The organism is Phytohabitans aurantiacus (assembly GCF_027923225.1).
In the GTDB taxonomy this organism is placed as follows: domain Bacteria; phylum Actinomycetota; class Actinomycetes; order Mycobacteriales; family Micromonosporaceae; genus Phytohabitans; species Phytohabitans aurantiacus.
This window is the reverse complement of record NZ_BSDI01000004.1, coordinates 138,811-158,343: the sequence shown is the minus strand read 5'-3', so window position 1 is coordinate 158,343 and position 19,533 is coordinate 138,811. Positions and strand designations below refer to the sequence as shown.

Genomic DNA, 19,533 nt, shown 5'->3' with positions numbered 1-19,533 from the left:
CCCCCTTCAGTTAGTGAACACCTGGCGGCGGCTGACTGACTGCTCGAACTGCTCAAGTCGCCGCTGTACTTCATCCGGCGCCGCGTCGCAGATCGCCTGCAGCACCGCCATGCACAGCGCCATCGGGGCGGTGTGCAGATCGAAGACCAGTTGCGAGCCCACCGCGGCGGGCAGCACCAGGTCGGCGTACTCGACCACCGGGCTGACCGGCGAGTCGGTGACCGCCACGACGGACATCCCAGCCTCGTGCGCCTCACGCAGCACGTCGAGCGCCTCGCGCGGGTACCTCGGCAGCACGATCGCGAGCAGGGCGGTCGCACCTGCGGCGCGGGCCTGCTCGAGCCGGTCGGTGAGCAGGCTGCCGCCGGCGTCGAGTACCCGGACGTCGGGCAGCACCTTCGCGGCGAAGTACGCGAAGTAGCCGGCCAGCGGTGCCGCGGCACGCAGTCCCAGTACCGGAAGGGGCCTGCTCCCGGCGAGCAGCGCGCCCGCTTCCGCGAGCGCCGCGCGGTCGGCGAGCTGGTCGGCGAGGCGGTTGAGGTGATCTGCCTCGGCCCGCAGGGCCTGCTGGAGTTCGTCGCCCTCGGCCGGCGCGGGAACGCTGCCGAGCAGCTCGCGGAGCCGCTGGCGCAGTCCCGGGTATCCGTCGTAGCCCAGCGCCATCGCGAACCGGGTCACCGACGGCTGGCTGACCCGGGCCAGGTCGGCGACCTCGGCCGCGGACAGGTATGCCGCCGATGCCGCGTGCTGCACCAGGCTGTGCGCGATGCGCCGCTGCGTCGGGGTGAGCCGGACGCCCCGAAAGAGCCCCGCGACCCCGTTGTCATTCACAGCCCGACTCTATGCATGAACTCATTCAGGCACAAGCTGTGGTAGAACTCACCGCGATGGACCCCGTCAATCTCCGCCGCAGGATCGCCAGCACCCCGCTCGCCCCCGTCGCCGCCTTCCCCAAGCGGCTGCTGCGAGTGGCGCGTCACGACGCCCGGGTGCTCCGCACGTCCGCCCGCTGGCTCTTCACCTCCCGCGAACATCACAACTACACATATGACCTGACCAGACTGAGCCGCGAGCACCTCGCATGGTTCGTCAGCGTCACCTGCGACACCCCGGTCAAGCAGGTCAAGGGATACCTCTCCGAGTTGGAGGGCGACGACGCGCTGCGCCGGCACATCGAGGAGGCGACCGCGGCGTCCGCGCGGCGCGGCCTCGCGGACAAGCGCGTGCGGTTCGCGCGACGCCTCGGCTGGTACGCGATCGTGCGGTCCCGCCGTCCCGCGCACATCGTGGAGACCGGCGTCGACAAAGGGCTCGGCACCTGCGTGCTCGCGGCCGCACTGCTGCGCAACGCCGACGAGGGCGCCCCTGGCCGGGTCACGTCGCTCGACATCAACCCCGAGGCGGGATACCTGGCGAAGGTCGCGCCCTGGTCAGACGTCGTCGACCTGGTCGTCGGCGACTCCATCGCCTCGATCGAGGCGCTCGACCGGCCGGTCGACCTGTTCCTGCACGACAGTGACCACAGCGTCGCCCACGAACGCCGCGAGTTCGAGGCCATCGAGCCGAAACTGGCGTCCGGCGCGATGCTGTTGACCGACAACGTCATGGTCACCAACGTGCTGGCCGAGCACGCCGCCCGCACCGGCCGCAAGTTCCTGGCCTACCGCGAGACACCGCGCGACCACTGGTTCCCCGGCGACGGCATCGGTCTGGCCTGGTAACCCTCCCGGGGGAGGGTCTCCTTATATCTGGATTAGAAGCGTTGCCCGGCCACTCGGCGGTCGGGCAACATCATGCCGCGTGATCAAACGCCTTTCGGTCCGCTGGCTCATCGGTGGCTGCTTCGGCCTCGTCGCCGCCGCGGTCGGTGTCGCCCTGGCGGTACAGTCCGGTGCCGCGCCCGCCTGTGCCGCCCCGCCGACGGGAAGCGCCACCCACAAGGGCAAGGCGACGTTCTACGACTCGCAGGGCGGCGGGGGCAACTGCTCCAACGTCAGCGCGCCCAGCAACCGCCTCTACGTCGCGCTCAGCCCGTCCGAGTACGCGGACGCCGCCGCCTGCGGCGGGTACCTCGACGTGACCGGGCCCAAGGGCAAGGTACGCGTGCTGATCATGGACCAGTGCCCGGAGTGCGCCGCTGGCCACATCGACCTGAGCAAGGAGGCGTTCGCCAAGATCGCTGACCCGGTGCAGGGCATCGTCTCGGTCACCTACAAGGCGGTGATCAACCCGTCGCTGCCCGGCCCTCTCACGTTCCGGATCAAGGAGGGCGCGTCGCGGTACTGGTTCGCCGTACTGGTCGGCAACCACGGCAACCCGCTGCGCTCCGTCGAGGTCAAGAGCGGCTCGACCTGGCGGAAGACCGCGCGCAAGGACTACAACTACTGGCTGTACGAGAGCGGGCTCGGCTCCGGCCCGTACACCATCCGGGTCACCGACGTGTACGGCCAGCAGGCCACCGCCACCGGCGTGAAGATGGCGCCGGAGCAGACGCAGCGCACCAGCGTCTTCATGTACGGCGCCGGCTCCGCCCCCAAGGTCGCCCCAGCGTCACCAACCCCGAAGAAGACGGCGTCGACCAAGCCAACCCCATCCCCAACCCAATCCTCCCCACCGCCGTCCCCAACGCCCGAGGCCACCTCAGTGGCCGCACCCCAGCAGAAAGACGCCGTCCTGGCAGCCGCCGACCAACCCTGCTAGCGCCCCCGCCCGCCCGTGACGGCGTGTCGCCATGCCCGGCACGCTGATCAAGGGCGAATACACACGGTTGGATCTCATTTCCGCGTGCATTCGCCCTTGATCCATGCGAATGCCCTTGATCGACGCCCGCAGCGGGCTTTGAGCTGCCGCGACGTCCGTCGCGGTAGCTCGAAAGTCCTTTTAGCGCAGGGGGAGCCACATCAGGACCTCGTCGCGGTCGTCGCCGGGTGCGACGCGCAGCGCGCCCGGCAGGCGGCCGACCTCCTTGTATCCGAGGCCGGTGTAGAACCGCTCCAACCCCAGGCCGCCGCGCGCGGTCACGTGCAGCGCGTCCCACCCGCTCTCCCGCGCGATGCGTTCGGCCTCGCGCATGATCGCGACGCCGTACCCGCGCCCCTGGCAGCTTGGGTGCACCATGACCCGCTTGAGCGTGCACCAGTGGTCCTTCAGCGCGAACCGGTTGTCCACGAAGATCAGCATGGCGACCACGCGCCCGTCCTCGTATCCCAGCAGCAGCCGGTCAGGCCCCTCACCGATCGCCGCGAAGGCCGCTTGCGCCATCGGCCGCACCTCGCCGGATGTGACTGGCGCCACGAACCCGACCGCCCCGCCAGCGTTCGTCACATCGGTCCACAGCGACACGATCTCGTCGCGCAGCTCGTCGGTCAGCTCAGGATCCAGCACGAATTCAACGCCCACCGCTCCATCCTCCACGGGACTTCAGCCCTCAAGTGGGCTAACCTCTTAGCTAAGGAGGTCGGTCATGTCGAACGAAGCCGCCGCACAGTTCAACATCCACGATGCCAAGACCAACCTGTCCCGGATCATCGATCGCGTCGAGCGCGGCGAGGAGATCGTGATCAGTCGCGCCGGCACGCCTGTCGCGAAGGTGATCCCCCTGCATCGCAAGGTCAACCGGATCGGTCGTGGCTCGCTGCGTGGGCGTCTCGTGCTGGCTGAAGACTGGGACGCCGCCGAGGTCAACGAGCAGATCGCGAGCGACTTCGGGGCGAGTTCGTGAGGCTCCTGCTCGATACGCACGTCGTGCTCTGGTGGCTTGCTGACGACCCGACTCTCTCCGACACCCTCAAGTCCGTGCTGGACGGCGAGCCGGATGTCTACCTCAGCCCGGTTTCGGTGTGGGAGATCGCGATCAAGCAGGCCGCCGGCAAGATCAAGGAGCCGGCTGACCTGGCCGAGCGCCTGCGCAACAGCGGGTTCAAGGAGTTGGGTGTCACAGCCGAGCATGCGGTGGCCGCCGGGCGGTTGCCGATGCTGCACCGCGATCCGTTCGACCGCATGCTCGTGGCGCAGGCGCGGTGCGCCGATCTGATGCTGGTGACCAGAGACGCCGACATCCGCAGATACGAGGTGCCGGTGATCGTCGCTTAGCGACGGTGAGGTGGTGCGGGAGAGGGGACTCGAACCCCTACGTCCTCTCGGACACCAGGACCTAAACCTGGCGCGGCTGCCAATTACGCCACTCCCGCGGGCCTTGCAGATTGTAGAGCGTCAGTCGAGGCCCAGGTCTTTGCGGAGCTTCGCGACATGCCCGGTGGCTTTGACGTTGTAGAGCGCCCGCTCGATCCGGCCCTCTTCGTCGATGACGAATGTGGAGCGGATCACGCCGGTGACCGTCTTGCCGTAGAGCTGCTTCTCGCCGTACGCCCCGTAAGCCGTCAGCACGGCCTTGTCCTGGTCGGAGACCAGCGGAAACGTCAGCGCGTCGTGCTCGCGGAACTTGGCCAGCTTCGCCGGCTTGTCGGGAGAGATGCCGACCACCTCGTAGCCGGCGGCCTGGAGTGAGGCGAGCGAGTCCCGGAAGTCGCACGCCTGCTTGGTGCAGCCGGGCGTCATCGCGGCCGGGTACGCGTACAGGACGACCTTGCGTCCGCGCAGCTCCTTCAGCGAGAGGGTCTCGCCCTCGTCGGTGGGGAGCGTGAAGTCGGGCGCCGCGTCGCCGGCGGCCAGGCGAGGGGTCTCACTCATGGGCGAAACACTACTCCGGTACCGGAGTAGCGCCCTGCCACGACGTGGCCGCCGCCCGCAGGCGGATCACCCCTGCGATCGCCACTCCGGCGCCGCCCGCCAGGACGGCGGCCACCACGACGCGAGCCCAGGTCGCCGACCACGGCACCGGGGCGATCGCGCGCGCGAACACGGCCGCGTTGGCCGCCCCCGCGAAGATCGCGACGCACGTGCCACCGAGCGCCAGCGCGAAGTCGGCGGATGCCCGGCGGGCCAGCGCGGCAATCCCGGCGGCCACGGCGGCGAGCGCGGTCAGGATCGGCCAGACCTGCCCGATGAGAAGTCCCCGCAGCACGCCTCCGAATCCGTCCGCCCCGGCGTCGAGTTCGCGCGCGACCGCGTACGCGATGGCGAGCGGCCCGACCGCGATGGCGACGGCGGCGATGATCGGCAGGGCGCGCCGCCAGAGCCCGAGCGCGCCCACGCCGATGGCGGCGAGCAGGCACATCGCCCACCACAGGCCAGGGCTGGGCGGGGGCAGCCAGTCGAGCGTGCCGCGTACGTCCATTGTGGTCACACCGTCACGCAGCGGTACGACCCAGTCGCGTACCCGGTGCACCCGGCCCGGATCGGACTGGACGGCCGGCGGTGGCGTGGCGCTCATCCAATGTGTCCGGTGGTCGTGCCAGCGCCAGACCGGCTCACCGGCGGCCTTGCGCCACGCGGGCGGCAGCGTCGGGTTCGCGGTCGAGGGCACCTCCGCGTCGCCGGCGAGGGAGTCGTTGAGGTAGGTGGCGGGGGAGTTCGTGTTCTCGTACACCCCGTCGGGGCGTACCTCCAGGTAGGGCTCGCCGTCGTATCCGAGCACCTCGATCGTGCGGCCGGTGCGGTTGACGAGTTCCAGACGCGCGCCCGCCTCGACGGTGCGGACCCGCAAGCCCGCCAGGGAAGGCGCCGATGTGACAGCCGTGCGGTAGTTGGTGCCGTCGGGAGCGTCGGCACCGTGCGCGTACGCGGGCACGGGGATCGCCAGCACCGCGAGGGTGCTGGCGATCGCCGCGAGCGTCAGCCGACGGCCGCGAGAATGGCCTGGGTGGTCGGCTGGACGTCCTTTCCGTTCACCTTGACGGTGGGCGTGCCGGTGACCCCGGCCTCGCTCGCCTCGTCGGTCACGTGTGACGTCCACGACTTGTACTTCCCGTCCCGTACTGCCTGGGCGAACGCGTCGCCGAGCCCGATCGACCTGCCGATCTCGATGAGCTCATTGTCGCTCAGCCCCGCGCTGCCCTCCGCCGGCTGCTTGGCGAACAGTGCCTTGGCGTACTCCCGGAACTTGCCACCCTCGGCGGCGGCACCGGAGGCGGCGGACGCCCGCGTGGAGTAGTCCGTTGTGGACGCCCGGTCCAGGTACGCCACCGGGTGGTACACGATCGTCACCTTGCCGTCCTCGACCAGCTGGTCGAGTGTGGCACCGGTCTGCGTCTCGAACTGCCCGCACGCAGGGCAGATGAAGTCCTCGTACACCTCGATCTTGACCGTACCGCTGCCGACCGAGATGCCGGAGCCGTCCGCCGTGGCGCCCGCCGGCGCCACGTAGGTACCGGAGTCCTGGCTGGCATAGATGCCCCAGCCGATCATGCCGGCGATGACGACCGCGGCGATCGCGATGATCGTGGTCCACAGCGTGCGCGACCGGCGCTTCTCCCGCGCGATCTGGTCGCGCACCATGCGTGCTGCTTGCTTCTGCCCAACCCGAGTGCTCATTCCCTCTCCATCCATGAATCCACTGACCACCGGGTGAGGGGGTATATGAGCAGGAACCCGGCGAGCACAAGGAACCCGAGATCACGAGCGATCTCGGGGCCGTACGTGGGGCTCTGGCCGGCGGCGAGCTGCCCGCCGCTGCCGAAGCACCCGCAGTCGATCTGCAGGCCGCGCGCCCAAGCCGACGCGATGCCCGCGATGAACACCACCAGCAGCGCCGTGGAGATGCCGGCGGCCACGCGCGTGGCCACGCCCGCGAGCAGGAGCAGGCCGAGCGCGATCTCCACGAAGGGCAGCGCGGCGCCGACCACCTTCGCGATGTCGTACGGCATGACGTCGTACGCGTTGACGGCCCGACCGGAGGCCGCGAGGTCGCCGACCTTGGTGCCACCGGCGACCAGCCATACGGCGGCCAGCCCGAGCCGGGCGAGGGTGCCGAGCCACGGCCGGACCATCTGCCATTTGCTAACAGATGGGGTCGAAACGGGCGAGCTGAGCGCGGTCACATTCATTAGTCGTCCTACGGAGTCGGAGAGTTCCTAGCTGGCTAGCGCTTCGCCGACCGCGTCGACAAGCTCGGTGCGGGCGCGGGCGACCCGGGACCGGATGGTGCCGACGGGCACGCCCTCGACCTCGGCCGCCTCGGCGTACGACAGGCCAAGCACCTGGGTGAGCACGAACGCGCCGCGCCGCTCGTCGGGCAGCCGCCGCAGCAGGTCAGCCGCGGTGGCGTGCTGCGCGGGATCGGGATGCGGCCCGGCGGTGTGGGCCTGCGTGGTCAGCCGCTCGTCGAGCCGGCGGCGCCTGACGGCGGTGCGGATGTGGTCGGCACACGCCCGGCGAGCGATGCCCAGCAGCCACGTGCGGACGCTCGACCGGCCCTCGAACGCCGGCAGCGCGCGGAACGCCCGCAGGTAGGTCTCCTGGGTGAGGTCGTCGGCGTTGCCAGGGTCGACCAGCGCGGCCACGAACCGCCAGACCTCGACCTGCGTGGCCCGCACGAACGCCGCCTGCGCGACAGGGTCACCGGCGCGGGCGGCGAGAGCCCACGCGTCGGCACCGCCACCTTCGGCGGCGGTGCGTTCTGCGGCGGTGTGGCCGTCACGCTGGGCGGGAATCACGGCAACCCAGGGTACGCGGGCAGGCTGTGCGCGCGTTCAGGAACCCGCCGGGAACTTCTCAGCCTCGCCGAACGACTACCCCACCATGGCGTGGGTATCGGTGGCTACACAATCATGGCCGTCATGACCCCTCGCATCGCGGCCGCCCTAGCCGCCGGAGCGCTCGCCATCCTGATCTCGCCGCCCGCGCCCGCCAGCGCCCATGCGGTACTCAGCAGCAGCAATCCGATCCAGGGAGCCGTGCTGGCGAGTGCGCCAGCTGAGGTGGTGCTCACATTCACCGAGTCGGTGCGGCAGGTGCCCGGCAAGATCCTGGTGCTGGGCCCGGACGGGAAGCGCGTCGACAAGGGCGAGCCGTCGTTCGCGGGCTCGGTGGTCACCATCCCCGTCGACCAGGGCGGCAACGGTACGTACCTGGTCAGCTACCGGGTGATCTCGGCCGACAGCCATCCCGTGGCCGGTGGATACACGTACTCCGTGGGCTCCCCGTCCGTAGCGCCCACGCTGACGCAGAACGAAGACACCAACCGGGTGGTGGCCACCGCGATCAAGGTCGCCAAGTACCTGGGGTACGCCGGGCTGGTGCTGGTGGTCGGCCCGGTACTCGTGCTCTGCCTGCTCTGGCCGGCGCGGCTATCCCGCCGCAGAGTGGGCGCGGTGGTGTGGACCGGCATGGGGCTGGTCGGGTTGGCGACCGTGGCGGCGGTCCTGCTCCAGGGGCCGTACACCGCCGGTGGAGGGATCTTCGACATCTCCGGCGGGCAGATCCGGGATGTGTTGGCCACCACATTCGGCACGGCTCATCTTGTGCGGCTGGGCCTGCTCCTGGCCATCGCCCTGCTGCTCCGCCCGCTGCTGCGCGGCCCCAACGAGTCCGGTAAAGCCGACCAGATCCTGCTACTCGTCCTGGGCGGCGCAGCCCTGCTGACCTGGCCGATCGCGGGCCACCCCGCCGCCTCGCCGGTGGCGGCGGTCTCGGTGGTCGTCGACGCCGTACACCTGGCGAGCATGGCGGTCTGGCTGGGCGGGCTCGTGATGCTCGTCGGCTTCCTGCTCAGGCAGGCCAACGAGCGCGAGCTGGGCGCGGTACTGCCGGTGTGGTCGCGCTGGGCGGCGCTGGCGGTCAGCTCGCTGGTGCTCGCCGGCACCGTGCAGGCGCTGATCGAGGTGAGTACTCCCGACGCGCTGGTCTCCACGACGTACGGCCGGCTGATCCTCGCCAAGGTGGGGCTGCTCGCGCTGGTCATCGCCGTGGCGTGGTACTCGCGACGGCTTGTCCGGCGGCGCATTGCCGCCGACGAGCCACACAAGATCCGTCGTGCGGTCTGGGTGGAACTCGGGATCACGGCGATCGTGCTGGCCCTGTCGGCGGTGCTCGTGCAGACCACGCCCGCCCGCACCGCGGCCGCCAACGAGGCGCTGGGCGTGACCACCGACTACTACTCCAAAGAGGTCGCCAGCAACCTCTTCAAGCTCCAGGTGGACATCGACCCGGCGGGGGTCGGCAACAACTCCATCCACCTGTACGCGTACGACCTGTCGGGCAAGCCGCTGAAGGTCGTCGAGTGGAAGGGCACCGCCGCGCTGCCGGCCAACGACGTGGCGCCCATCGAGATCCCGCTGCTGGCGCTCACCGACAACCACGCGACCGGTGAGCTGACGTTTTCGCTGGCCGGCGACTGGCAGCTCCGCTTCACCGTCCGCATCTCCGATATCGACCAGGCCACGGTGACCGCCACCGTACCTGTCACCTAGATCACCGTATCCGTCACCTGGAAAGGGTCCTCGATGAAAAGGCTCGCTCTCGTCACCGGCGCGGTCCTGATCGCCGTCCTCGGCTTCGCGGCTCCGGCGGCGGCGCACGTCACGGTGAACCCGACCGAGGCAACCCAGGGCGGGTACGCCCGCCTCGCGTTCCGCGTGCCGAACGAGAGCGACACCGCGTCGACCACCAAGCTCGAGGTGGTACTGCCGGAGGACGCTCCGGTCGCCTCGGTGTCGACGATGCCGGTGGCCGGGTGGACCGTGGCGGTCGAGAAGCGCACCGTCAACCCGCCCGTCGAGGTCCACGGCAGCCAGGTCAGCGAGGTCGTGGCAAAGATCACGTGGACCGCCGCGGCGGGCGGTGGGGTCAAGCCGGGCGAGTTCCAGGAGTTCCCGGTGTCGATGGGGCCGCTGCCCGACGTGGCGAAGATGGTCTTCAAGACGCTCCAGACGTACTCGGACGGCAACGTCTCCCGCTGGATCGAGGAGCCGGTGGAGGGCGCGGCCGAGCCCGAGCAGCCCGCTCCGGTCCTGACCCTGACCGCCGCCTCGGCTGCCTCCGCGTCGCCGTCTGCGGCTGCCGCCTCGGGCTCGTCCGGCTCCGACTCCGACTCCGATGTGCTGCCGATCACGCTGGCGATCATCGGTCTGCTCGCCGGGCTGGGTGGCCTCGTCCTGGGCGGCCTGGCCTTCGTGCGGTCCCGCCGCACGGAAACCTGAGTCGAGCTCCGCTCGTTTTCCCCCTGAAAGGTGCTTTTGAGGGGGAAAGCAAATGCGGATCGTGCGCACAGCCGTCGGGATGCTGCTGCTGACCCTGGGGCTCCCCGTCCTGCTCGTGGGCGGTGCACTGTGGACGGCGATGCAGCATCGCGACGCCGGCGGCGCCTTCAGCGGGGCGATCGAACGGATCACCACCCCCGGTCACGCCGTCGTCGTCGCCGACCTCGACGCGCTCCTGCGGGACACCGCACCGTTCACCCGGGCGAGGGACACCACGCTACGGATCACCGCGCGCACCGAGACCGGGCCGGCCATGATCGGCGTCGCGCCCGCCGACGAAGCCGCCCGCTACCTGGCCGGCGTGGCGTACGCACAGGTCGACCGGGTCAGCCTCACCAGCGGTCCGCTGCCGGTGCGGGTCACCCCGGTGGCGGGGACGCCAGCGGGCGCGGAGCGACCGCCAGGTGGCACGGTGCCGGGGGCGCCACCACGCTGGATCCACCAGGGTGCCGGCGCCGTCGAATGGGAGCCTTCTCCGGTACGCGGGCAGCGGCTCAGCCTGATCGTCATGCATCCGGACGCGCGGGCGGCGTTGACCGTCGACCTGCGAGTGGAGGTGCGGCCCGGCTGGCTCGCCTCGGCGACATGGGGCCTGCTCGTGGCGGGCGCCGTGCTGATAGTGCTCGGGATGGCGGCGCTGGCCTGGCCGGTACGCCGAGTCACCGCACCGCCCCCGCCCCCGGACCGGCCGACGACGCTGGCCGACGCCCCACCCGTGCCCGTGCCGCCGCCGGCGCCCGCGCCGCCCGCCTTTTCACCCCCGGCCTTTGCGCCCCCGGCCCGCCCGGTGCTGGCCTGGCCCCCGACCACCCGGCCAACGACCACCCCACCCCCACTCCCACCAACCCTGATCACGAACGCGGAGGGGGTGGGGGTTGGGGGAGGCGGAGGTGGATCGTGTCGGCGTCGGGCCAGGTGATCTCGATGACGCCCTGTGCCTCGGCGTATTCGCCGCTGCCACCGACGATGACGCCGGTGCCGCTGCGCGGGTACTCGCCGAAGCGGTTCATGAGGCGCTGATAGTGCAACTCGCCTCCGGCGAGTTGGAGCACCACCTGGCTCAGGATCACCGGCCCTTCGAGCCGCAGGTCGACGATCGCGGTGTTCGCTGCGGCGGTGCCCAGCGGCGCGCCCGCCGGGTCGGTCAGGTCGAAGGTCGCGATGTACGTCAGGCCGAGCGCGGGCACGGCCGGCAGCGTGATCTGCTTGCGCTTGGCCAGAATCCCGGCGGGCACGCTCTCGGTGGGTGCCACGGCACGGGCCGGTGCGGGCGCGGCCACCGCTCCGGCGAGCAGACCGAGGCCGAGCGTGGTCAGATGCGTCCGGCGAGAACTCATGAGAACTCCTCGAAGCGGTTGAGGACGGTCTGGAACGCGTCCGGCCCGATGCCGGTCGGCCCGGTGAACGGGTGACTCATCTCGTAGGTAAGCCAGAGCGTGAACGCGAGCAGCGCGGTCATCGCACCGACCATCACGACCTGCGTCCCGAGGCGGCCGGCCCCGAAGAGGAACGTGAAGCCCACGGTGATGGCCGCGCCGGACACCAGGCCGATCCACAGCACCGCCGGCACCGGCGAGTCGACGGCGGCGGTGCGCTGCCGGCGCGCGTCGACGAGCTTGTTGATCGCGTCGAGCGTCTGCGACATGAGGATCTCCTCGCGCGCGTCCGCCGGCTTCATCCGGGTGATCTCGGCGCGCATCTGTGCCACCTGCGCGCGCGCCTCGGGGCTGGTACGCCCCTCGCGCATGGCCGGCCACTCCTGACTGACCACTGTGGATACGTACCCGTGGGCGAGCGCGGTCAGCCGGGCGCGCTGGGGCTCGGGCAGCGCGCGAGCGGTGAAGTAGATCTGCGACACGTCGTTGGCCTCGGCCTGTGCGTGGTCCTCGACGGCACTGGACGCCTCCCATACCACGATGACGACGAACGCCAGCAGGATCGCGTAGAGCACGCCCACCATGGAAAAGATGGCGCTCGCCATGTCACGGTCGGCCATGCCTGGCGACGTTAGGTGACTTGGGCGGCTTTTACCAGGGCAGATTCCTCTGTTCGGATGACTGCCTATCGGGTGACTGTACGAGCCATGGAAATGGTTGCGATTCTCGTACCAACTTCCAGCCGACGATTTAGGTGGTGTTGGTGATGACCGTCGTTGATTCGGTGGACGCGGGGTTCGACAGCGAAGGGGAGCAGCGGCTCAGCCTGGCTACGGCAGCCGCTCGCAACCTGGCTACGACCACGAAGTCCGTACCCCAGATGCAGGCCATCTCCTCGCGCTGGCTGCTGCGGATGCTGCCATGGGTACAGGCCAACGGTGGCGCGTACCGGGTGAACCGGCGGCTCAGCTACGCCATCGGCGACGGCCGGCTGACCTTCAGCAACACCGGCGCCGACGTCCGGGTGGTCCCGCAGGAGCTGGGCGAGTTGCCCGTGCTGCGCGGCTTCGCCGACAACGAGGTGCTCGCCGCCCTGGCGGACCGCTTCACCCAGCAGGAGTACGCCGCCGGCGACACGATCGTCGAGTTTGGACACCAGGTCGACGCCGTCTTCCTCATCGCGCACGGCAAGGTGAACACGGTGGGCGCGGGCAAGTACGGCGACCAGACGGTGCTCGGCGTACTGGCCGACGGCGAGTACTTCGGCGAACGGTCGCTTCTGGAAGCGGAGAGCATCTGGGAGCACTCGGTGCGGGCGGTCACGCCGTGCACCGTGCTGTCGCTGTCCCGGCGGGAATTCGACGAGCTGGCCGACCGGTCCGAGGCGCTGCGCGCGCATCTCGAAATGGTGGCCGCCGGTCCGCCCCGACCGCAGAACACGCACGGGGAAGCCGAGATCGAGCTCGCCTCCGGTCATGCGGGTGAGGTGCGGTTGCCGGGGACGTTTGTGGATTATGAGTTGGCGCCTCGGGAGTATGAGTTGTCGGTGGCGCAGACGGTGTTGCGGGTGCATTCGCGGGTGGCTGATTTGTTTAACCATCCGATGAATCAGGTGGAGCAGCAGTTGCGGTTGACGGTGGAGGCGTTGCGGGAGCGTCAGGAGCACGAGATGGTCAACAACCGGGAGTTTGGGTTGTTGCACAATGCTGATTTGAAGCAGCGGATCCATACGCGCACCGGTCCACCCACCCCCGACGACCTCGACGAGCTGCTGTCGATGGTGTGGAAGGAGCCCGCTTTCCTGCTCGCACACCCCCGCACCATCGCCGCGTTCGGCAGCGAGTGCACGCGCCGCGGCGTCTACCCCGAAAGCGTCGACGTGAGCGGCCACAAGGTGCCGGCCTGGCGAGGCGTACCGCTCCTGCCCTGCAACAAGATCCCGATCAGCGACACCCGCACCACCTCGATCCTGCTCATGCGCACCGGCGAGGAGAAGCAGGGCGTCATCGGGCTGCACCAGACGGGTATCCCGGACGAGTACCGGCCGGGTCTGTCGGTGCGGTTCATGGGTGTGGACGAGCAGGCGATCATCTCGTATCTGGTGAGCGCGTACTACTCGGTGGCCGTGCTCGTGCCCGACGCGCTCGGCGTGCTGGAGAACGTCGAGATCGGCCGGGAAGGCTGAACCGTGACTCTCACGACCGCTGCCGCCCGGACACTGGCGACGACGACCAAGTCCGTACCGCAGATGGCCGCGCGTACGCCGCGGTGGCTGCTGCGGGTCCTGCCCTGGGTGGAGGTGGCCGGCGGCACGTACCGGGTCAACCGGCGGCTGACGTACGCGATCGGTGACGGACGGCTGACGTTCGTCACCGCCGCCGGCAAGGTCTCGGTGGTCCCGCAGGAGCTGCGCGAGCTGCCGCTCCTGCGGGACTTCGACGACGACGCGGCACTGGCGGCGCTCGCCGAGCGCTTCGTACCCCGCGAGTACGCCCCCGGCGACGTCATCGTGACCGCGGGGCAGCCGGTGAGCGCGCTGTTCCTGCTCGCCCACGGCAAGGTGAGCCGGGTCGGCACCGGCAAGTACGGGGACGACACCGTGCTCGGCGTCCTGGCCGACGGTGAGTACTTCGGCGAGCAGATGCTGACCGGCTCGCCGGGCCGCTGGCCGTACAGCATCCGGGCCGAGACGCCCTGCACGGTACTGGCGCTGCGCTCCCGCGCCTTCCAGGAGATGAACGGCCGCTCGGCGCCGCTGCGGGCGCACGTCGAGCGGGCGCTGCTCCGCTCCGACCAGCCGCGCAACAAGCAGGGCGAGGCCGAGATCGAGTTGGCGTCCGGTCATGCGGGTGAGGTGCGGTTGCCGGGGACGTTTGTGGATTATGAGTTGGCGCCTCGGGAGTATGAGTTGTCGGTGGCGCAGACGGTGTTGCGGGTGCATTCGCGGGTGGCTGATTTGTTTAACCATCCGATGAATCAGGTGGAGCAGCAGTTGCGGTTGACGGTGGAGGCGTTGCGGGAGCGTCAGGAGCACGAGATGGTCAACAACCGGGAGTTTGGGTTGTTGCATAACGCTGATTTGAAGCAGCGGATCCATACGCGCACCGGTCCACCCACCCCCGACGACCTCGACGACCTGCTCTGCCGGCGCCGCAAGACCCGGTTCATGCTCGCCCACCCGCGCGCGATCGCCGCCTTCGGGAGGGAGTGCACCCGGCGGGGCGTCTACCCGGGCACCACGACGGTCGATGGTGCCAGCGTGACCGCGTGGCGGGGCGTGCCGCTCCTGCCCTGCGACAAGATCCCGATCAGCCGGCGGGGCGCGACATCGATCCTGGCCATGCGCACCGGCGAGGAGAGCTCGGGAGTGGTGGGCCTGCGCCAGACGGGCATCCCGGATGAGTACCAGCCGGGTCTGTCGGTGCGGTTCATGGGCGTGGACGAGCAGGCGATCCTCTCGTACCTCGTCAGCGCCTACTACTCGGTGGCCGTGCTCGTGCCCGACGCGCTCGGCGTGCTGGAAAACGTCGAGATCGGCCGGGTGTCCTGATGGGCACCGTGGCGACCGCCGGACGTCCGGTCCCCGAGACACTGGCCTGGAGCCGCGACCTCGTCGAGCCGGCGCTGCGCGACGCGGTCGAGACGCTGCCGGAGACGATGCGGCACATCGCCGGCTACCACCTCGGCTGGTGGGACGCGGACGGCCGGCCCACGGCGGGCGGGGGCAAGGCGCTTCGCCCGGCGCTCACGCTGCTCGCGGCGGGAGCTGTTGGCGGTACGCCGTCCGCGGCGGTGCCGGCGGCGGTGGCGGTCGAACTGGTGCACAACTTCTCGCTGGTGCATGACGACGTGATGGACGGTGATCAGACGCGCCGGCACCGGCCGACCGTGTGGCACCGGTTCGGCACCTCGGCCGCGATCCTGGCCGGTGACGCGCTGCTGGCGCTGGCCTTCGACGTACTGGCCAGTGCCGACCACCTGGCCACCGCCCAGGCGGCCAAGATCCTCAGTCACGCCGTCCAAGAGCTGATCGAGGGGCAGAGCGCCGACCTGGCTTTCGAGGAGCGCATGGACGTCGGCCTGCCCGAGTGCGTCGACATGGCCGAACGGAAGACCGGGGCGCTGCTGGGCTGCGCCTGTGCCCTGGGAGCCGTGTTCGGGCACGGCACCCGGGGGCAGGTCGACCACCTGCGCGGCTTCGGGGAGCGGCTCGGGCTGGCGTTTCAGATGGTCGACGATCTGCTCGGCATCTGGGGAGACCCGGAGACGACGGGCAAACCGGTGTACGCCGACCTTCAACACCGCAAGAAGTCGCTGCCTGTGGTGGCGGCGCTCGTGTCCGGTACACCCGCCGCCGCCGAACTGGCCGCGCTCTACCGCGGTGACCAGCCCCTCTCGGACGCGGAGCTGCGCCGGGCGGCCGAACTGGTCGACGCCGCCGGCGGGCGGGCGTGGACCGAGCGCCGGGCCGACGACCTGCTCCGGGAGGCGCTCGCCCATCTGAGCTCGGCCGGCTCCGCCCCGGGGCCGGCCGCTGAGCTCGACGGCCTCGCCCAGATGGCCACGCACCGCAATCGCTGAACCGCACCCCCGGTTCGGCAAGCGGCCCCTCTGCTGCCGTGGCAGAGGGGCCGCTTTCACCGGGGGAACGGTGCCCTAATTAGTCCGTTGTGTGTAGATTACGCGGCTGGTCGGGCGTTTGCTAGATCTGTCCTTTTCGGGGCGCTTCTGGGATAATCGGGGACTCCGGTGCGAGCCGGCAAAACGGCCAGCAAAACCACCGTGAGCAGCACATACGCGTTGCGCCGGACGAATTCGCTGACCGAGTCGGTGGGTTCCGGTGCCACCCCCCAGTCGAAGAACGACACGACGCCGTACACGATCGTGGCGTACCCGATCACCGCCAACGCGAGCAGCGCGGGGCGCACCCGGCGGCCCTCCGACGGCAGGCCCGCGTCGACCAGCACGACAAGGGCCGGCACGAACCAGTACACGTGATGCGGCCACGTGATCGGGCTGATCAGCGCGGCGACCAGGCCCGTCAGCGCGAGCCCCGCGACCTCGTCCCCGGCGCGCACCGCGCGGGCGGCGCGCCACATCCCGTACCCCAGGGCGAGCGCGACCAGCGCGAGCCACAGCAACCGGCTCGGGTCCTCCGGTGCGGTGAGCCGGCTGAGCAGGCCGAGCAGCGACTGGTTGCCCGTGTAGTCCGTGCGGCCGACCCGGTCGGTCGCCCACAGCTCGTGGGTCCAGAACCGCCACGAGTCTCGCGGCGCCACCGCGGCCGCGAGCAGCGTCGCGACGGCCGCCGCCGCGCTCGCGGTGATCGCCGCGCGCCAGCGCCGCGTCACCAGCAGATAGACGATGAAGATCCCGGGAAAGAGCTTGAGCGCCGTCGCCAGCCCGATGCCGACGCCGGCCCAGCGCGAGTTCCTTGGTACCGCGATGAGCAGATCGCCCAGGATGAGCACTATCAGCAGCATGTTTATCTGGCCGAACGCGATCGTCTCGCGGGTCGGCTCGATCGCGAAGACGAACGGGATGGCCAGACCGGCGGCGTACCAGCGGGGGAGCCCACGCCGTTCGGCGACCGGCGAGACCAGCCACCAGGTGGTAACCGCCACCGCGACCGCCGATCCGATCGTGAAGATCGCGAATGTCGTGCCCAGCGAGATCTCCACGAACGGCCGCAGCAGCAACGCCGCAAACGGGGGATAGGTGAAGTACAGCTCGCCCTGGACCCGGTCGGGCTGAGCGTAGTCGTAGAGCGGATTGCCATCCGCCCACCACCGCATGGCTTTCATGTATATGCGCAGGTCGAAGTAGTCGTGCCGGTTGCCGTACCAGTGGAGAAACCACGCGACGGCCGCGGCGAGGCCCACCACGGCGGCGAGGCGGACTATCTTCCGGGGCGGGTTCGACACGTCGGCCAGGGTATCTGTGCCCGTTCTGCGCGTAGGCTGACCCTCGTGGCTGATCTTCTGGTCTGGATCGACTGTGAGATGACCGGGCTTGATCTCGGCAAGGACGCGTTGATCGAGGTGGCGGCGCTGGTGACCGACCCCGATCTGAACGTGCTCGGTGACGGCGTCGACGTGGTCATTCACGCCGACGACGCCGCGCTGGACGGCATGCCCGATGTGGTGCGCGAGATGCACCAGAAGTCGGGGCTCACCGAGGAGGTCCGACGCTCGACGGTCAGCCTCGCCGAGGCCGAAGACATGGTCATGGAGTACGTCACGGCGTGGGTGCCCGATCCCCGCAGCGCTCCGTTGTGCGGCAACTCGATCGCCACCGACCGCGGGTTCGTCTCGCGCGACATGCCCAGGCTGGACGCCCACCTGCACTACCGCATGATCGACGTCTCGTCGATCAAGGAGCTGTGCCGGCGCTGGTATCCGCGGGTGTACTTCGGGCAGCCCACCAAGGGGCTGGCGCATCGGGCTCTCGCGGACATCCGGGAGAGCGTGCGAGAGCTTGAGTACTACCGACGGACGATCTTCGTACCCCTGCCGGGCCCGGACGTCGAGTCGGCCAAGGCGATCGCCGCCACGCTGTAACCCCGTCGACGAGGGCGCCGACCTTATGGCTATCATTGGTCGGCGCACTTGCCGTGGTGGCTGTAGCTCAGTTGGCAGAGCACCGGGTTGTGGTCCCGGGTGTCGGGGGTTCAAATCCCCTCAGTCACCCTCTTTTGGGTATGAGCCCCGTCCCTTCCAGGACGGGGCTCAGTCGTTCACCCGGCCGGGCTCGGGCTCGGCGTCGCCGGCGCGCTCTCCTCGTAGGGAATCGCGCTGCCCTTCACGTACTCGTCCCAGCTCATGTTCCAGTCGGTCCAGCCGTTGCCGTTCTGGAGCTTGCGCTCGGTGCCCTTGACCGTGATCGGGTCACCGATGCGGGTCTGGCCGAACAGCCACGCGCCCATCGCCATCGACACGTTGACGCAGCCGTGCGACACGTTGTCGCGGCCCTGTACGCCTTCTGACCAGGGCGCGGCGTGGATGAACTCGCCGCCCCAGGTGAGCCGCTGGGCGTACTCGATATCCGTGCGGTAACCCTCTTCCGGCCCCAGCTCCTCCAGGGTGTCGAAGACGGTCTTGCGCTTCTTTTCGATCACTACCATCGTGCCGCTGGACGACGGGGTGCTCTTCTTGCCGAGGCTCACGGGGATGGTCTTGATGACCTTGCCGTCCTTGGTGACGGTCATCCGCTTCGTCTTGTTGTCGACCGTCATGATGAACGACGGGCCGATCTTGATGTCGACGGTAATGTCCGTGCGCCCGTACCAGCCGTCGCCCATCGGCAGCCCGCCGGTCTGGAGCTTGTACTTCACCGTCGAGTTGGCCTGCCAGAACTCCTTGGGCCGGTAGTGGACCTCGGTGCCGCTGATCCAGTGCCAGATGCCCTCCTGGCCGGCGGACGACTGCACGGTGAGTCGACGCTGCACGTCATCGCGGTAGTCCTCGGGAATCGCCCGGCCGAACCGGACAATCAGCGGCATACCCACCCCGACGACCTGGCCGTCCGCGAGGAAGCTGGTCACCCGGACCTGCTGCGATGGCTTGGCCATCGTCGTGAAGGTGTTGGTCGCCGTCGCCTTCTTGCCGTCCGCACCGGTGGCGGTCACGCTGGCCGTGTACGTCGTGCCGTAGTCGAGCGCGCCGCTGGGCAGCCACGACTTGCCGTCGGGCTGGAGCGTGCCCTCGACCACCTTGCCGGCGGCGTCCTTCAGCTCGACCGTCGCGTCGTCGGCGTTTTCCGTGGTGAACGTGATGTCGGTCGAGGCGGGCACGTCTTTGGCGTCGGCAGCCGGGCTCGCGATCGTCGCAGCGATCTTGGAGCCGCCGTCACCGCTGCCGCCATTGGACGCGCCCTTGTCGTCATCGCCGCTACACGCTGTGGCGAGCGCGAGAACTCCAGCGAGCACAGCCGCGGCCCAAGCTCGTCTCGTTCGCATGATCGCCTCTCACCTCCAGGGTCCGACAATCAATCGTGCCCTAGAGACGCGAGACCACACGTCACGGTTTCGTGCCGAGGCTGTGATCCTGGTTGCTGCCTTT

The 19,533-nt window shown here is 69.7% G+C and carries 22 protein-coding genes and 2 tRNA genes; 12 read left to right on the top strand and 12 right to left on the bottom strand.

What is annotated here, in order from left to right; genetic code table 11:
* Positions 1-6 precede the first annotated feature (6 nt).
* Positions 7-831 carry a MurR/RpiR family transcriptional regulator gene (locus tag QMG73_RS05355; protein WP_281892818.1) on the bottom strand — a complete coding sequence of 275 codons (825 nt, stop codon included), beginning with the start codon at positions 829-831 and terminating at the stop codon, positions 7-9.
* Positions 832-887: 56 nt separating this feature from the next.
* Between QMG73_RS05355 and QMG73_RS05350 the strand changes: the two genes are divergently transcribed.
* Together QMG73_RS05350 and QMG73_RS05345 are read left to right on the top strand one after the other, a co-directional pair.
* Complete coding sequence (locus QMG73_RS05350) at positions 888-1,721, top strand: class I SAM-dependent methyltransferase (RefSeq protein ID WP_281892817.1); 834 nt, start codon at positions 888-890, stop codon at positions 1,719-1,721.
* 79 nt (positions 1,722-1,800) lie between these two features.
* Positions 1,801-2,700 (top strand): expansin EXLX1 family cellulose-binding protein, encoded by a 900-nt coding sequence (locus QMG73_RS05345; RefSeq protein WP_281892816.1) that lies wholly within the window; start codon positions 1,801-1,803, stop codon positions 2,698-2,700.
* 180 nt (positions 2,701-2,880) lie between these two features.
* Here QMG73_RS05345 and QMG73_RS05340 read toward each other — a convergent pair whose 3' ends face one another.
* Positions 2,881-3,399 (bottom strand): GNAT family N-acetyltransferase, encoded by a 519-nt coding sequence (locus QMG73_RS05340; protein ID WP_281892815.1) that lies wholly within the window; start codon positions 3,397-3,399, stop codon positions 2,881-2,883.
* Between the two features lie 64 nt (positions 3,400-3,463).
* On the opposite strand from QMG73_RS05340, the gene QMG73_RS05335 reads away from it, so the two are divergent.
* Both QMG73_RS05335 and QMG73_RS05330 read left to right on the top strand, forming a co-directional pair.
* Positions 3,464-3,721, top strand: coding sequence for a type II toxin-antitoxin system Phd/YefM family antitoxin (locus QMG73_RS05335; RefSeq protein ID WP_281892813.1), 258 nt, complete (start codon positions 3,464-3,466; stop codon positions 3,719-3,721).
* Positions 3,718-4,092 (top strand): type II toxin-antitoxin system VapC family toxin, encoded by a 375-nt coding sequence (locus tag QMG73_RS05330; RefSeq protein ID WP_281892812.1) that lies wholly within the window; start codon positions 3,718-3,720, stop codon positions 4,090-4,092. The genes QMG73_RS05335 and QMG73_RS05330 overlap by 4 nt, the downstream gene beginning before the upstream one ends.
* Before the next feature lie 11 nt (positions 4,093-4,103).
* Here QMG73_RS05330 and QMG73_RS05325 read toward each other — a convergent pair.
* The 6 genes from QMG73_RS05325 to QMG73_RS05300 all read right to left on the bottom strand — a co-directional run bounded on the left by QMG73_RS05325 (position 4,104) and on the right by QMG73_RS05300 (position 7,553).
* Positions 4,104-4,190: transfer RNA gene (locus QMG73_RS05325), tRNA-Leu, on the bottom strand.
* Between the two features lie 22 nt (positions 4,191-4,212).
* Positions 4,213-4,689, bottom strand: a complete 477-nt coding sequence (gene bcp, locus QMG73_RS05320) for a thioredoxin-dependent thiol peroxidase (protein WP_281892811.1) — start codon at positions 4,687-4,689, stop codon at positions 4,213-4,215.
* Between the two features lie 10 nt (positions 4,690-4,699).
* Positions 4,700-5,704: a hypothetical protein gene (locus QMG73_RS05315; RefSeq protein WP_281892809.1), complete on the bottom strand. Its 1,005-nt coding sequence runs from the start codon at positions 5,702-5,704 to the stop codon at positions 4,700-4,702.
* A gap of 29 nt (positions 5,705-5,733) precedes the next feature.
* Positions 5,734-6,432 (bottom strand): DsbA family protein, encoded by a 699-nt coding sequence (locus tag QMG73_RS05310; protein ID WP_281892808.1) that lies wholly within the window; start codon positions 6,430-6,432, stop codon positions 5,734-5,736.
* Positions 6,429-6,944 (bottom strand): MauE/DoxX family redox-associated membrane protein, encoded by a 516-nt coding sequence (locus QMG73_RS05305; protein ID WP_281892806.1) that lies wholly within the window; start codon positions 6,942-6,944, stop codon positions 6,429-6,431. Before QMG73_RS05305 ends, QMG73_RS05310 begins: the two co-directional genes overlap by 4 nt.
* Positions 6,945-6,971: 27 nt before the next feature.
* On the bottom strand, positions 6,972-7,553 hold the full coding sequence (locus QMG73_RS05300; protein WP_281892805.1) for a sigma-70 family RNA polymerase sigma factor: 582 nt from the start codon (positions 7,551-7,553) through the stop codon (positions 6,972-6,974).
* A 114-nt stretch (positions 7,554-7,667) separates the two neighbouring features.
* Between QMG73_RS05300 and QMG73_RS05295 the strand changes: the two genes are divergently transcribed.
* The 3 genes from QMG73_RS05295 to QMG73_RS05285 are packed head-to-tail and all read left to right on the top strand — an operon-like array spanning position 7,668 to position 11,016.
* On the top strand, positions 7,668-9,308 hold the full coding sequence (locus tag QMG73_RS05295; RefSeq protein ID WP_281892803.1) for a copper resistance CopC/CopD family protein: 1,641 nt from the start codon (positions 7,668-7,670) through the stop codon (positions 9,306-9,308).
* A 33-nt stretch (positions 9,309-9,341) separates the two neighbouring features.
* Positions 9,342-10,037: a YcnI family copper-binding membrane protein gene (locus QMG73_RS05290; protein ID WP_281892802.1), complete on the top strand. Its 696-nt coding sequence runs from the start codon at positions 9,342-9,344 to the stop codon at positions 10,035-10,037.
* A gap of 52 nt (positions 10,038-10,089) precedes the next feature.
* A complete protein-coding gene (locus QMG73_RS05285; protein WP_281892801.1) occupies positions 10,090-11,016 on the top strand; it encodes a hypothetical protein in 927 nt (308 codons plus the stop codon).
* Here QMG73_RS05285 and QMG73_RS05280 read toward each other — a convergent pair.
* Entirely contained in the window at positions 10,949-11,434 is a 486-nt protein-coding gene (locus QMG73_RS05280; RefSeq protein WP_281892800.1) for a hypothetical protein, read from the bottom strand. The two genes, QMG73_RS05285 and QMG73_RS05280, sit on opposite strands and share 68 nt — an antisense overlap.
* Positions 11,431-12,093, bottom strand: a complete 663-nt coding sequence (locus QMG73_RS05275) for a bestrophin-like domain (RefSeq protein WP_281892799.1) — start codon at positions 12,091-12,093, stop codon at positions 11,431-11,433. The genes QMG73_RS05280 and QMG73_RS05275 overlap by 4 nt, the downstream gene beginning before the upstream one ends.
* Positions 12,094-12,239: 146 nt before the next feature.
* Here QMG73_RS05275 and QMG73_RS05270 point away from each other — a divergent pair, with 146 nt between their 5' ends.
* From QMG73_RS05270 to QMG73_RS05260, 3 genes are read left to right on the top strand one after another with little or no spacing between them, the layout of a single operon-like run.
* Entirely contained in the window at positions 12,240-13,658 is a 1,419-nt protein-coding gene (locus QMG73_RS05270; RefSeq protein ID WP_281892798.1) for a family 2B encapsulin nanocompartment shell protein, read from the top strand.
* Positions 13,659-13,661: 3 nt separating this feature from the next.
* Complete coding sequence (locus QMG73_RS05265; RefSeq protein WP_281892797.1) at positions 13,662-15,023, top strand: family 2B encapsulin nanocompartment shell protein; 1,362 nt, start codon at positions 13,662-13,664, stop codon at positions 15,021-15,023.
* Positions 15,023-16,054 (top strand): family 2 encapsulin nanocompartment cargo protein polyprenyl transferase, encoded by a 1,032-nt coding sequence (locus QMG73_RS05260; protein WP_281892796.1) that lies wholly within the window; start codon positions 15,023-15,025, stop codon positions 16,052-16,054. The genes QMG73_RS05265 and QMG73_RS05260 overlap by 1 nt, the downstream gene beginning before the upstream one ends.
* 98 nt (positions 16,055-16,152) lie before the next feature.
* Here the strand turns inward: QMG73_RS05260 and QMG73_RS05255 are convergent, their stop codons facing one another.
* Positions 16,153-17,397 carry a glycosyltransferase family 87 protein gene (locus QMG73_RS05255; RefSeq protein WP_281892795.1) on the bottom strand — a complete coding sequence of 415 codons (1,245 nt, stop codon included), beginning with the start codon at positions 17,395-17,397 and terminating at the stop codon, positions 16,153-16,155.
* A gap of 45 nt (positions 17,398-17,442) precedes the next feature.
* Between QMG73_RS05255 and orn the strand changes: the two genes are divergently transcribed.
* On the top strand, positions 17,443-18,033 hold the full coding sequence (gene orn, locus QMG73_RS05250) for an oligoribonuclease (RefSeq protein WP_281892794.1): 591 nt from the start codon (positions 17,443-17,445) through the stop codon (positions 18,031-18,033).
* Positions 18,034-18,089: 56 nt separating this feature from the next.
* Positions 18,090-18,162: transfer RNA gene (locus QMG73_RS05245), tRNA-His, on the top strand.
* 47 nt (positions 18,163-18,209) lie between these two features.
* Here the strand turns inward: QMG73_RS05245 and QMG73_RS05240 are convergent.
* Positions 18,210-19,430: a L,D-transpeptidase gene (locus tag QMG73_RS05240; protein WP_281892793.1), complete on the bottom strand. Its 1,221-nt coding sequence runs from the start codon at positions 19,428-19,430 to the stop codon at positions 18,210-18,212.
* Positions 19,431-19,533 lie beyond the last annotated feature (103 nt).

Excerpts from the sequence above, each read along its gene's own strand:
- QMG73_RS05275 (WP_281892799.1), bottom strand. The coding sequence starts at position 12,093 with ATGGCCGACCGTGACATGGCGAGCGCCATCTTTTCCATGGTGGGCGTG.
- QMG73_RS05335 (WP_281892813.1), top strand. The coding sequence starts at position 3,464 with ATGTCGAACGAAGCCGCCGCACAGTTCAACATCCACGATGCCAAGACC.
- QMG73_RS05260 (WP_281892796.1), top strand. The coding sequence starts at position 15,023 with ATGGGCACCGTGGCGACCGCCGGACGTCCGGTCCCCGAGACACTGGCC.
- bcp (WP_281892811.1), bottom strand. The coding sequence starts at position 4,689 with ATGAGTGAGACCCCTCGCCTGGCCGCCGGCGACGCGGCGCCCGACTTC.
- QMG73_RS05305 (WP_281892806.1), bottom strand. The coding sequence starts at position 6,944 with ATGAATGTGACCGCGCTCAGCTCGCCCGTTTCGACCCCATCTGTTAGC.
- QMG73_RS05240 (WP_281892793.1), bottom strand. The coding sequence starts at position 19,430 with ATGCGAACGAGACGAGCTTGGGCCGCGGCTGTGCTCGCTGGAGTTCTC.
- QMG73_RS05310 (WP_281892808.1), bottom strand. The coding sequence starts at position 6,432 with ATGAGCACTCGGGTTGGGCAGAAGCAAGCAGCACGCATGGTGCGCGAC.
- QMG73_RS05350 (WP_281892817.1), top strand. The coding sequence starts at position 888 with ATGGACCCCGTCAATCTCCGCCGCAGGATCGCCAGCACCCCGCTCGCC.
- QMG73_RS05295 (WP_281892803.1), top strand. The coding sequence starts at position 7,668 with ATGGCCGTCATGACCCCTCGCATCGCGGCCGCCCTAGCCGCCGGAGCG.
- QMG73_RS05285 (WP_281892801.1), top strand. The coding sequence starts at position 10,090 with ATGCGGATCGTGCGCACAGCCGTCGGGATGCTGCTGCTGACCCTGGGG.
- QMG73_RS05290 (WP_281892802.1), top strand. The coding sequence starts at position 9,342 with ATGAAAAGGCTCGCTCTCGTCACCGGCGCGGTCCTGATCGCCGTCCTC.
- QMG73_RS05280 (WP_281892800.1), bottom strand. The coding sequence starts at position 11,434 with ATGAGTTCTCGCCGGACGCATCTGACCACGCTCGGCCTCGGTCTGCTC.
- QMG73_RS05270 (WP_281892798.1), top strand. The coding sequence starts at position 12,240 with ATGACCGTCGTTGATTCGGTGGACGCGGGGTTCGACAGCGAAGGGGAG.